The sequence below is a fragment of the Listeria ivanovii subsp. londoniensis genome, from assembly GCF_000763495.1.
GTDB lineage: Bacteria > Bacillota > Bacilli > Lactobacillales > Listeriaceae > Listeria > Listeria londoniensis.
Genome location: NZ_CP009576.1, coordinates 343,429 through 356,694, shown reverse-complemented (window position 1 = coordinate 356,694; position 13,266 = coordinate 343,429). Strand labels below are relative to the sequence as shown.

8 protein-coding genes and 1 pseudogene are annotated in these 13,266 nt (G+C 37.5%); all 9 read right to left on the bottom strand.

Annotated features, from left to right (window positions below):
• Positions 1-98: 98 nt before the first annotated feature.
• The 9 genes and pseudogenes from rpoB to JL53_RS01730 all read right to left on the bottom strand — a co-directional run bounded on the left by rpoB (position 99) and on the right by JL53_RS01730 (position 13,235).
• Positions 99-3,653: a DNA-directed RNA polymerase subunit beta gene (gene rpoB / locus JL53_RS01765; protein ID WP_038406563.1), complete on the bottom strand. Its 3,555-nt coding sequence runs from the start codon at positions 3,651-3,653 to the stop codon at positions 99-101.
• Between the two features lie 245 nt (positions 3,654-3,898).
• Positions 3,899-4,143, bottom strand: a pseudogene (locus JL53_RS15255) (hypothetical protein).
• A 65-nt stretch (positions 4,144-4,208) separates the two neighbouring features.
• Positions 4,209-5,651, bottom strand: coding sequence for a sucrose phosphorylase (gene gtfA / locus JL53_RS01760; protein WP_038406561.1), 1,443 nt, complete (start codon positions 5,649-5,651; stop codon positions 4,209-4,211).
• Entirely contained in the window at positions 5,652-7,349 is a 1,698-nt protein-coding gene (locus JL53_RS01755) for an alpha-glucosidase (protein WP_038406560.1), read from the bottom strand.
• 14 nt (positions 7,350-7,363) lie between these two features.
• The gene (locus JL53_RS01750; RefSeq protein ID WP_003723041.1) at positions 7,364-8,194 is read right to left on the bottom strand and encodes a sugar ABC transporter permease; all 831 of its coding nucleotides are present in this window, start codon (positions 8,192-8,194) and stop codon (positions 7,364-7,366) included.
• 1 nt (position 8,195) lies between these two features.
• Positions 8,196-9,533, bottom strand: a complete 1,338-nt coding sequence (locus JL53_RS01745; RefSeq protein ID WP_014601612.1) for a carbohydrate ABC transporter permease — start codon at positions 9,531-9,533, stop codon at positions 8,196-8,198.
• A 17-nt stretch (positions 9,534-9,550) separates the two neighbouring features.
• Complete coding sequence (locus JL53_RS01740) at positions 9,551-10,777, bottom strand: extracellular solute-binding protein (RefSeq protein WP_038406559.1); 1,227 nt, start codon at positions 10,775-10,777, stop codon at positions 9,551-9,553.
• Between the two features lie 137 nt (positions 10,778-10,914).
• Complete coding sequence (locus JL53_RS01735) at positions 10,915-11,910, bottom strand: LacI family DNA-binding transcriptional regulator (protein WP_014601610.1); 996 nt, start codon at positions 11,908-11,910, stop codon at positions 10,915-10,917.
• Between the two features lie 146 nt (positions 11,911-12,056).
• The gene (locus JL53_RS01730) at positions 12,057-13,235 is read right to left on the bottom strand and encodes an RNA-splicing ligase RtcB (protein ID WP_038406558.1); all 1,179 of its coding nucleotides are present in this window, start codon (positions 13,233-13,235) and stop codon (positions 12,057-12,059) included.
• Between the last annotated feature and the right edge of the window lie 31 nt (positions 13,236-13,266).

The following is a 13,266-nucleotide window of genomic DNA, read 5'->3' as shown; positions in this document are numbered from 1 at the left end:
CTTTTTCAGGAAAAGCCTTAGCGATCGCTTAATTTTATATTTTGCAAAAAACAAATCATTGTTTCTTATTGTTTTGGAGTCTCAATTATCGAACCGAATTACTCAGTCTTTTCAGCAGCTGCATTTTCCGGTTGTACGATATTGAAGGCATCATTTTGATTAGTAAAGTCGTCATCATCCATGTCACGCATCTCGATTTCTTCTTCGTCTGCGGAAAGCATTTTAACATCCATTCCAAGACTTTGAAGCTCTTTGATGAGTACTTTGAAGGATTCTGGCACACCAGGTTCTGGAACGCTTTCGCCTTTAACAATCGCTTCGTAAGTTTTCACACGACCAACCACGTCATCGGATTTAATCGTTAGGATTTCTTGAAGTGTATAAGCAGCACCATAAGCTTCCAGTGCCCATACTTCCATCTCACCAAAACGTTGTCCACCAAATTGTGCTTTACCACCAAGCGGTTGTTGCGTTACAAGTGAGTAAGGTCCAGTTGAACGCGCATGAAGTTTATCATCAACCATGTGGGCAAGTTTGATCATGTACATTACACCTACAGAGATACGGTTATCAAATGCTTCACCAGAACGACCGTCGTAAAGAACTGTTTTCGCATCGCGGGCCATACCAGCTTCTGCTACTGTGCTCCATACATCTTCTTCATTCGCTCCATCAAATACTGGAGTTGCAACGTGAATTCCTAAAGCACGAGCTGCCATACCTAAGTGTAATTCAAGAACTTGTCCGATATTCATACGAGATGGTACCCCTAGTGGGTTAAGCATGATGTCAACCGGTGTTCCGTCCGGCATAAATGGCATATCTTCTTCAGGTAAAATACGGGAGATAACCCCTTTGTTACCGTGACGTCCGGCCATTTTATCGCCTTCGTGGATTTTACGTTTTTGTACAATATAAACACGTACTAATTGGTTTACGCCAGGTGGTAGTTCGTCGCCTGCTTCACGTGTAAAGATCTTCACGTCAAGCACGATTCCGCCGCCGCCGTGAGGTACACGCAAGGAAGTATCACGAACTTCACGCGCTTTTTCACCAAAGATAGCGTGTAATAAACGTTCTTCTGCAGTTAATTCTGTAACTCCTTTTGGTGTCACTTTACCAACTAGAAGGTCGTTATCTTTTACTTCAGCTCCGACACGGATAATTCCGCGCTCATCAAGGTCGCGTAAAGCATCTTCCCCAACATTTGGAATATCACGAGTCATTTCTTCAGGTCCGAGTTTTGTATCACGAGCTTCTGATTCAAATTCTTCAATATGAATCGAAGTATAAACGTCATCTTTTACAAGACGTTCACTCATGATAATCGCATCCTCGTAGTTATAACCATCCCAAGTCATGAACGCAACTAGTACGTTACGACCAAGAGCAAGTTCACCGGAATCCATTGATGGACCGTTACCAAGGATTTCTCCTTTAACAACGCGGTCACCTTCTGCTACGTTTGGACGTTGGTTATAACAAGTACCTTGGTTAGAACGAACAAATTTACGTAAAGTATATTTATCAATTCCGCCAGTTACTTCTTTGCCATCCACTAGAGATACACGACGAACCCAGATTTCGCGGGCTTCAACGTGTTCTACAATACCGTCATGTTTGGCAGTTACAGCAGCACCAGAGTCTTTTGCAGATACGTGTTCCATACCTGTTCCAACAAATGGAGCTTCAGGGTGCATAAGAGGAACTGCTTGACGTTGCATGTTCGCTCCCATTAACGCACGGTTACTATCATCGTTTTCAAGGAACGGAATACATGCTGTCGCAACAGATACAACCTGTTTAGGCGATACGTCCATGTAGTCAATACGTTCTTTTTCTACCGCTAAGTTTTCTGAACGGAAACGAGCCATAACTTCTTCTTCTGTGAAAGTACCTTGTTCGTCTAATTTCGAGTTCGCTTGCGCTACTACGTAATTATCCTCTTCGTCCGCAGTTAGATAATCAATCTTATCAGTAACACGGTTTGTTTCAGGATCTACGCGGCGGTAAGGTGTTTCGATAAAGCCGAATTTATTTACCTTCGCAAAGGAAGAAAGGGAGTTGATCAAACCAATGTTTGGTCCCTCTGGTGTTTCAATCGGACACATACGACCATAGTGAGAGTAATGCACGTCACGCACTTCATAACCAGCACGTTCACGCGTCAAACCACCAGGTCCAAGCGCTGAAAGACGACGTTTATGCGTAAGTTCGCCAAGTGGATTTGTTTGATCCATAAACTGAGATAACTGTGAGCTACCAAAGAATTCTTTGATAGATGCCACTACTGGACGAATATTAATTAGTTGTTGTGGTGTAATTGTAGTCATATCTTGAATAGACATACGTTCACGAACCACACGTTCCATACGGGATAAACCGATACGGAATTGGTTTTGTAAAAGTTCACCAACAGAACGAAGACGACGATTACCTAGGTGATCGATGTCATCTGTGTCGCCAACACCATGTAGCAAGTTAAAGAAGTAGCTAATGGATGAAATAATATCAGAAGGCGTGATGTGTTTTACGTTTTCTTCAATATACGCGTTACCGATGATGTTGATTTCTTTTTCTTCATCATTTGGTGCGTAGATTTTAATAGATTGAACGAGTACGCTATCTTCCATAACACCGTCAGCTGGACGAAGTGTGCGGAAACCTACACCGTTTTCTAAATTAGGAATAATTTGATCTAAATTACGACGATCCAAAATATCACCTTTAGAAGCGATAATTTCACCAGTTTCTGGATCCACTAAAGTTTCTGCTAATGTTTGGTTGAATAGACGGTTTTTCAGATGTAATTTTTTGTTAATTTTATAACGTCCAACGCTTGCAAGGTCGTAACGTTTTGGGTCAAAGAAACGAGAAACTAGTAAGCTTCTAGCGTTATCTACTGTTGGTGGCTCACCAGGACGTAATCTTTCGTAAATTTCTAGAAGAGCTTTTTCAGCGTTGTCAGTATTGTCTTTTTCCAGTGTATTGCGCAAGTAGTCATTGTCACCGATTAAATCAATAATTTCTTGATCGGAACCAAAGCCAAGTGCACGAAGTAAAACAGTAACTGGTAATTTACGTGTACGGTCAATACGAACATGTACTACGTCTTTAGCATCTGTTTCATACTCAAGCCAAGCCCCACGGTTAGGGATGACTGTAGAACCAAAGCCTTTTTTACCATTTTTGTCGAGTTTTCCATTGAAGTAGACACCTGGAGAACGAACTAATTGGGAAACGATAACACGTTCTGCCCCATTAATAATGAACGTACCCATTTCAGTCATTAACGGGAAATCTCCCATAAATACTTCTTGGTCTTTTACTTCGCCGGTTTCTTTGTTGATTAGGCGCAACTTCACGCGTAGTGGAGCCGCATAGTTTGCATCACGGTTCTTAGATTCTTCTACCGAATATTTCGGCTCTCCAAGATCGTAATCAATGAATTCTAAAGATAAATTACCCGCAAAATCCTCAATTGGCGAAATATCGCGGAACATCTCACGTAGCCCTTCATCTAAGAACCACTGGTAAGAAGCTGTTTGAATCTCAATTAAGTTTGGTAATTCAAGTACTTCACTGATTCGCGCAAAACTTCTACGCGTACGATGCCGTCCATATTTTACATCATGTCCTGAATGTCCTGACAAACTATTCACCCCTCAAATTAATTAAAAAATTTATAAGCACACTTGTTAATTATGGTTGCGAAAACAATGGAACCTCCCGTATCCGGGGTTTAAGTCGCTAGCAGTTTTTTGCTGCGTGCAAAATATACTGGCTTAAACACCGTGCATCAAAATTTTCCTTTTTGTTTCTAATCTTGGCTTGCAAACACGCATCCAAGAAGCATTTCCAGAGTTAACATAAGTGGAACTTTCACACAAAAAATATTCTATTTAGACAAAAAGAAAGCGGATTTCATATTGCTGAAACTCCCTAGAAAATAATTTTCCTTAAAAGTGTCAGTACAAGACGGAAAAAGTTTATACCGTTTTGTATTTTTGAAAGCCACGTCTATGTCTTCTATTTTGCCAAAATCGATTGCAAATGCTTGATTTTCGACAGCATTTTCGCTTCATAATAAACACAAAAAACAGTTTCGATTCTTTTGGCATTATATAATAATACAATAACTATTAGCCAATGTCAATAGAAAATAGAAATAAACACGAATGTAGAGGCTCATTCGTGTTTATAAAATGTTAAATTAAAATATTTCTTTCATTTTCGTTGATTTGGAAAGTTTTAGTACTTAAATTCGCTTTTAATGTCGCTGCAATTTTATTTGTTTTGTTTTTGCGAATAATAACTATTTCATTTGAGCTAGGTGTCTCAATTTCTATACTTCCTTCCAAATCAAATGCTTCAGAAGTATTTCTAAATCTCAGTAAATTGCACAACGCTTTAACAACTGGTCTTTTTACTTCATTTTCAATTTCATCTATTGTGTAGTAATGACGATTAATATTACGCCCTTCTTTTGTTTCTTCTAAAAGGTCAATATCATTTTTGCCAGCAAGTAAACCAACATAATAAATTTGCGGAATCCCCGGCGCAAAACATTGAATTACTCTCGCCAACAAGTAACTTTTGTCATCGTCACCCAAAGCACTATAATAGGTACTGTTAATTTGATAAATATCCAGATTATTATATTTTTCAGAGGAATATATCTTTTTAACATTAGCTCCTATTTTGTATAATTCCGCTGAGGTATAATCGAGTTCCTCATCTGTTAATAAATCGCGCGCATCCACAACCCCAATGCCGTCATGCGTATCTAATGTAGTATATTGCTTCATCGGACTCATTTCTAACCATTTAGCTAAACGTTCCACTCGCCCACTATATAATGAGTAAAGCATCACCATGGGTAACGCAAAATCATAGATATAATAATCATGGTTCGCGATTTTCATTTGGATGGAATAATGTTCATGAATTTCTGGTAATAATTCCATATCATATTTGGCCGCTTCCGCTTTCACTTCATCCAGTAAATCCCAAATTTCTGGTTCTACAAAAAAATCATTTGTATCTAATTTTTTAATTGCATAAGCAAAGGCGTCGAGACGCAAAATAGAACAACCATGTGCAGCCATATTTTTTATCGTTTGACGAATAAATTCTTTTGTAACTTCGGCTGTGACATCTAAATCAATTTGTTCTTCCCCAAAAGTATTCCAAACTAATTCCGTTTCCCCATCAGCAAATTCAACTTCTTGAAAAGGCGCCTTATCTTTTCTCTTATAAATTAAATCTAAGTCTTTTTCATTTGGTCTACCCGGAGGAAAGAAATCATTGATACGAATAAACATATCTTTATACTTTGAGTTTAAATGCTCTTTTTTTAAATCTTGAAAGAAGAGTGATTCGCGAGAAATGTGATTAATCATAAAATCAAACATTAAATAATACTTTTCGCCTAATTTCTCGATTATTTCCCAAGAACCTAGGTCGCTATCTACTGTTGTGTAATCACTTGGCGCAAACCCTCGATCTCCAGTGGATGGAAAGAACGGCAATAAGTGAATCCCGCCAACCGCATCTTCAAAATAAGTTTCCATCACCTTGGATAATTCTTCCATATTTTTCCCTAAACTATCAGAATAAGTAATTAACATAGCTTTATTTTTAATTTGCAATCAGTCTACCTCCAAAACCCTTGAGAAGACGGCACCTGTATATGCAGGTATTTCAAGGACATTTTCTACCATTTCTGGCAACGCTACATTAGCAAGTACCTGTTCATAAGTACCTTCAATGCATAATTGATTTTCAGAATCAGAAAAATTCACGATGATTAAGAGCTCAGCGTCATCTGTTTTACGTTTGTAAGCAATAACTTCATCACTTGATTCTACTGGCAGTAATTCTCCATAAACAGCCACTTCTTTATATTTACTAGAATCACTTCTTAAATGGATTAATTTCTTATAAAAATTCAATACGGAATTATCATCGATTTGTTCCTGCTCTACGTTAATATCAAGGTAATTAGGGTTTGCTTTCAACCAAATTTCATCTGAGTCGGAAAAACCAGCGTTCTTTTGATTATTCCATTGCATCGGTGTTCTTGAATTATCCCTACTACGCCGATACATTCCTTCAAGCGCTTCTTCCGGACTTATTCCAGAGAGAATTGCGCGATGGTATTGATCGTGCGTCGCGATATCGTTATAATCATCTATACTTTCCATCCGAGTATTACTCATGCCAATCTCTTGTCCTTGATAAATGAACGGCGTACCGTGCAACATCATAAATAACGTGCCTAGCATTTTTTTGCTACGATCATCTTGGTATTCTTGAGGTAAATACTTATTTATCGAACGCGGTTGATCATGATTTTCTAAGTATTTTGCCCCCCAGCCATTTCGCTGTGTCACCAGTTCATTGGTAATTATTTTCTCTTTTAATTCTTTTACTGTCCATTCTGAATTCTTGAACCATTCGCCTGTTTCAGGAGTATCAATATCTGTATAGCTAAAATCAAACACCATACGGAAATGACCATTTTCACCTATAAATTCAGAAAGTCTTTCTTCAGGCACATCCGCCTCAGCCACAGTAAATGCATTATGTTTTTTAAATGTCCGTTCGTCAATCTCCTTGAGCCACTCTTCAATTCCCGGCTGATTTAAAATCCAATGACCGATGAAAACCAAGCCATCTTCCCCGTCCGCTGGGAAAGTACCGTACTCAATTCTTTTCTTCAAATTTAAAATGGCATCAATTCTAAAGCCACCTAAACCTTTTTCAAGCCACCAGTTAATCATTTGGATACATTCATTACGCACTACAATGTTTTCCCAGTTTAAATCTGGCTGTTTTTTAGAAAAAGCATGTAGGTAAAACATGTTTTCCTCACCTGGTACGGCTTCCCACGCAGATCCTCCAAAATAAGAACGCCAATTATTAGGCGGGTTTCCATTTACACCCTCTCGGAAAATATAATAATCTCGATACTTACTTTTTGGGTCAGCTATTGCTTTTTCAAACCATTCATGTTCATCAGATGTATGGTTTACAACCAAATCCATCAATATTTTTATTCCTAATTTTTCTGCCTTCTCAATTAATTCATCCATATCGCTCATCGTTCCAAACATTGGATCAATCTCATAGTAATCAGAAATGTCATAACCACCATCATCCATAGGTGATTTATAGACAGGACAAAGCCAAATCACATTAATACCTAAATCTTTCAAATAAGGAAGTCGTTCTATAATTCCTCTAATATCTCCAATACCATCCCCATTTGAATCTTGAAAACTACGCGGATAGATTTGGTACACTACCGATTCTTTCCACCATTCTTTCGTTTCTGTTATTTCCACTATTAATCTATCTCCTATCCTTTAACAGCACCACTTGTAATGCCTTCAACATAATATTTTTGCAAATAAATAAACAGTATTGTAATTGGTACCGCAATCAATATACAGCCAGCCGCAAACGTTGTATACATTGTATTTGCCGTTGTTTGATTCAACATGGAATATAAACCTATCGACACTGTATATTTAGGCACATTGTCTCCCATAATCACTTTAGCAAAAATAAAATCCATCCAAGGCAACATAAATGCCATTAAAGCTGTGTATACAATAATTGGCTTAGACATTGGTAAAGTTATTTTTGTAAAGATACTTAACTTCGTCGCTCCGTCCATCATTGCCGATTCGTCTAAAGATTTTGGTATTGTATCAAAAAATCCTTTTGCAATGTAAAAAGTTAATGCAGCTGTAGATGAATAAATTAACACAAGCGCCGTTAGAGATTGCGTTAATCCAAATGCTTTTAAAATATAGTAAACTGCTATCATACTCATAAAAGCAGGAAACATGTTTAAAACTAGCGCTGTTTTTAACATCGTCTTTTTAAATCTAAAGCGAAGTCTAGATAACACATAGGCCATCGAAACAGTTATAAAAGTGCTTAATAAACAGGAACACACCGCAACAATCATTGTATTTTTAACCCATAACATAAAAGGAAAATTTTCATGATTTTCAAATAGGTACGCAAAATGATCTAGCGTATATTCTTTCGGAAAGATATACGAAACAAATTGTCCACTTTCCGCTCTAAAAGCTGTCAAAACAATCCAGATAATCGGGAATATCCAGATACACCCGAGCACTATCAACAATAGGTTAGGCCATACTGTAGCTCTTTTCATTTCAGTTGCTCCCTTCTTTATAAGAATTTGTACGTGTGTAGGCAAATAACGAGAATGCCGCGCTAAGAATGAATGTCACAATCCCAATAACCGAAGCTAAATTATAATCCGCAGCTTCTACTGTTAATTTATAAAGCCATGTCACGAGCAAATCCGTATCCCCAGCACCATAGAAGTTACTATTCGAAGGTCCTCCACCAGTCAAGAGATAGATCACATTAAAGTTATTTATATTCCCAATAAATTGTTGAATCAGACTTGGCAACATGACCGTTAAGATTTGAGGGAAAGTTATGTATCTAAATAAATGAAAACTGTTACCTCCATCCATTCGCGCCGCTTCCAATTGATCTTTCGGTAGATTCATTAAAATCCCTGTGGCGATTAGCATAGTTACCGGAATCCCAATCCACATATTAACAAATATGACGGATATCTTTGCCAGCAAAGCGTCTGTCAAAAATGGTATCGGCTCCGCTATAACACCCCAATTAAGTAACATCGTATTAAGTGGTCCTGCTGCATGCAACAAGTTCTGCATTATGAGAAGTGACACAAACGGAGGTACCGCCATAGTTATAACAAAGATAGTTCGCCAAAACTTTTTGAATTTAACACCCTTATGATTAATAAGAAGTGCAAGCAATACGCCAAAAAAGAAACAAGTAGCAGTAGCTAAAAGCGCCCAAATAAGCGTCCATCCAAGCACTGGAAAGAATGTACTGGAAATATCACCATTTAGCACATTTTTAAAGTTAACAAATCCTACCCATCCAAATAAATTTCTTGGCGGTAAATGTTCATGATCATAATTTGTAAAAGCTAAAGAAATCATATAAACAAGTGGCATTATCGTAAAAACCACAACCCCAATCATAGGGATTGTCAGTAAAGTTACATGAAATTTATTGTCTAGCAAACTCTTTAAATCTTCTTTAAATGTTGGGATTTTTTTATTTTCCCGCTGGAAGCCCTCCACCTGGCTAGCGCTTCTAATATTAGCAAGGTACAAGAAGATAAATAGTACACAAATAACAACTGTCATAATCCCATATATTAGCATCAGCATGGAATTGTCGCCCGGTGTTCGAACCATAATACCTAAACTCTTATCAAAATTCCACGATTGGTTAACTGTCCCTAATGTCGCCATACCTTGAATTAAGGTAATGCCATAAAACACAAGGAAAAACAAGAAAGCGAGTTCACTAAAAAGAAATAGAAGCCCCTTCGCAATTTGCTTATGAGCCAAATTACCAGCCCCCATAATTACATAAGATAATCTCGTAGAAACAGAACCATTCTTAAAAATATTAAAATAATTCTTCTTAACCATCATATACTTAACCTACTTTCCTATTTCGCTGGTGTAATATCTTTGACTAATTTATCGAGCGCTTCTGGATAATCCGCTTTCTTAATCTTGCCTTTATAAGTATCTACTAATAGCGGATTCATATGTTGCCAAAAAACGTTCATTTCAGGTATTTTCGGCATTAAAACGGAGTGCTTTCCAGATGTCATATCAATAACAGCTTTCGCCACATCGTCTTTTTCTATTGCAGAACTACTTCGTGCCTCTAAATTGCTCGGGATTTTCCCCAGTTCTTTAAAAGCTTTTTCCTGCACATCCGCATTAGTAATATAATCAGCCAGTTCCATCGCATCTAATGGCGATTTAGTAAATGCGTTCACACAGTATATCCCGCTTCCTTGGAAAGCCATCATATCTACCTGACCACTTCCAAAATCGGCCTTCGGATATACTGCCACTCCCATATTTTCACCTAAAACCTCTCGTATCGCATCTTTATTCCAAACCCCACTAAAAACGGCATTTATTTTACCGGATCTAAGCGCACTAATCTCATCTGCATTTACAGCGACAACATTGGGATTATTTTTCAGCTCACCAATCCAGTTCAGTACTTGGACGCCTTCTGGAGTGTTAAAGGTTGTCCCATAAGGGTCTTCGCCATTTTCACCATAAAGATATGTACCATTTGCAATAAACCAAGGTGTTTCACGATAATCCGCGCCAGCTTCCGCAAGATTTATTCCGAGCTTCCCTTTAGACGTTATTCCAGAAAAAGTTTTAATATCATCCTCTGAAAAAACGCGCTTATCATAATACATAAACATCGCTTCCGCCGTCACAGGAAAACCATACATTTTATCTTGGTATGCAGCAGCTTGAATGGAGGTTGGTGTATTATTTTTCTTAATATCATCTGTATACTTTGTTAATTGGTAAACTGCACCAGACTCTACCAGTTGTCCTAGACGGTCATTCGGAGTTATAAATACATCCGCCGCAGCTTCTGGATCTTTCTGAACATATTCTTGTGCTCGTCCAGATTCAGATTCAATAACCGTAATATCATAATTTTTATCAGGATGTTCTTTTTTAAAATCATCTACCACTTTCCTATAAAAATCACCCTGATTTAAATCCACCCAAACTTTTAAAGAAACATTTTTCTCGTTTACTTTTATATCTGGCTTGTACTCCTTTTCTACACCACAACTAGCCAACAAACTTAAACCGACAATAATACTGATGGACAAAAGTAACTTCTTCATACTTGAACATTCTCCTTATCTTCACTTAAAATGACAACCGGTTGTCATTTTAGTTTAAGCGGTTTCATATATCGTAAAAATAATATCAATTATCTTATAAAATGTCAACCGTTTTCATAAAAATAATAAGAGAGAATTTACTTGGTAGTCTCTCTTATTATTAGTTTTGTTTCAAGGTCAGGCGCTACCGGTACACTCGTTCCTTGTAAATTAGCCAATAGAACTTGCGCCGAATATTCACCAAGTTCTTTAATTGGTTGTTCAATAGTTGTCAACGCCGGATTCAGAACTTCCGCTATAGGTTGATTATCAAAACCTATGATTCCTAGCTCCTCTGGCACTGCTATCCCGTATTTTTTTGCAGCATATAATATCCCAGCAGCAACCGTATCACCATTTGAAAAAATTGCGTCTGGCATGGTAGATTTCTCTTCTAAAATATTAACTAGAAGCTTTTCGCCATCTTTAATGGTTAACAACTTCTCAAAATATAATGATTCATCAAAAGAAAGTCCATTTTCTGTTACAGCTTGCATGAATCCTTTAAAACGGTAATCATTTTTATTTTTAATGCCACCAGTACAGTAGGCAAGGCGTTTATAACCGCATTTTATTAAATAGTTCGTTGCTTGATAAGCCGCTTTCGTTTCATCAATGTTAATAATCGTTAAGTTTTCATTTCCCAAATAACGATTACAAAGGACGATTTTGCCACTTTCAACTAGCGACTTAATTTCTTCTGTATCATTTTCTAAGTTAGCCATAATCAATCCATCTAGCTGTTTCTTTTGTAACATCTCGATAAATTGTAATTCTTTTGCAGGATTTTCTAAAGTTTGCAACATGACAACCTGATACCCTCTGTGAGATAGATAGCGTTCAATCGCATCAACAAGGTACGCAAAAAAAGGATTGGTTATAAAGGAAATCACAACACCAATCATCTTAGTCCCCTGCCCTCGAAATTGTTGAGCAATATTATTAGGATAATAATTCAGTTCTTTCATCGCAGCAAAAATTTTCTTTTTCGTTTTATCTGAAACATTTGGATTACCATTAATTGCTCGAGAAATAGTAGTTATAGAATAGCCCGTTTTTTCTGCTACATCTCCAATTTTCGTCACTTTATTCATATCTATCTCCCTAAAATTTCAAATTCATCTATACTAATTTATTATATCAGATTACAGAAAAAGTGAGAACCTATTTCCTTATAACGCTACTCTAACAATGAAAAGAAGAAGCGGCAAATATTACAATATTTGCCGCTTCTTTTTGCTCATGCTTTGAAATTGTATAACGGTTTAATTATTTCTTGTATCTCCATCGTATCTTCTACATCAGCAAGTAATTGTTTAGCTGATTTATAGGCTTTTGGGGCTTCATCAATTGTTTTTTTAGAAACAGAAGTAGTCCAAACGTCTTTCATTGCTGCCTGATAGCTTTCTAAACTGATTTGCGCTTTCGCTTTGGAGCGACTTAGCATCCTGCCTGCCCCGTGTGGCGCCGAGTAATTCCAATCTGCATTTCCTTTCCCAGTTGCAAGAATGCTGCCATCGCGCATATTAAGCGGCACGATAATTTGTTCCCCAAGCTGAGCAGATGTCGCACCTTTTCTAAGCATGCGGTTGTCGATATCAATGTAATTATGCACACAATCAAACGCCGAAACAACTGCTTTATTCCACTTCATCGCTTTTAAAATAGTTTCTGCCATGATGTAACGATTACGCGCTGCAAATTTTTGTGCAATTTCCATGTCATTTAAATAATTGTTTAAATCAGAGCCCGTCACATAAGATAAGTCATAATCCAATTTCACTTGCTCGCGCTCACCGTTCAAGTTGTTGGCCATTTCTAAATTGCCGCGTTTTTTCGCAGCAATTGCATCTAATTTCAATTCTTTACGCAATATGTCTAATCTTTTATAAGCTACTTCTTGGTGATATTTCGCGATTTCTTTACCCAGAACCCGACTTCCACTGTGGATTACAAGGTAAATACCATCAGAACCTTGATTTACCTCAATAAAATGGTTCCCGCCACCAAGCGTTCCTACACTCCTAGCTGCCCAGCCGAGATGAATTGGCGCAACTACACCTTCCAAATCAAATTGATCCACAGGCTTATCGTGCGTTTTGCTTCCAGATGGCACCCGTTCGCGAATAACTTTATCCAGCTTATCAAAATCCATTTTTAACTTGCCAGGTTTTAGCTTCACTACATACAACCCACAACCGATGTCCACTCCAACCAAATTCGGTACAATTTTATCTTGAATTGTCATTGTCGTTCCAATCACACAACCTTTACCACCGTGCGTGTCGGGCATAATCCGAATCTTACTATCCTTCGCAAACGGTTGATTACACAACGTAATAATTTGCCCGATGGTATTGTCGTCCACATTATCTGTATAAACTTTCGCTTCGTTATATTTTCCTTTTAATGTTAGCATTTCTATTCCTCATTTTCTGTTTAATAGAGAA

Coding starts and splice junctions, on each gene's coding strand:
- JL53_RS01750 (WP_003723041.1), bottom strand. CDS start 8,194: ATGAAAAGAGCTACAGTATGGCCTAACCTATTGTTGATAGTGCTCGGG.
- JL53_RS01745 (WP_014601612.1), bottom strand. CDS start 9,533: ATGATGGTTAAGAAGAATTATTTTAATATTTTTAAGAATGGTTCTGTT.
- JL53_RS01740 (WP_038406559.1), bottom strand. CDS start 10,777: ATGAAGAAGTTACTTTTGTCCATCAGTATTATTGTCGGTTTAAGTTTG.
- JL53_RS01735 (WP_014601610.1), bottom strand. CDS start 11,910: ATGAATAAAGTGACGAAAATTGGAGATGTAGCAGAAAAAACGGGCTAT.
- JL53_RS01730 (WP_038406558.1), bottom strand. CDS start 13,235: ATGCTAACATTAAAAGGAAAATATAACGAAGCGAAAGTTTATACAGAT.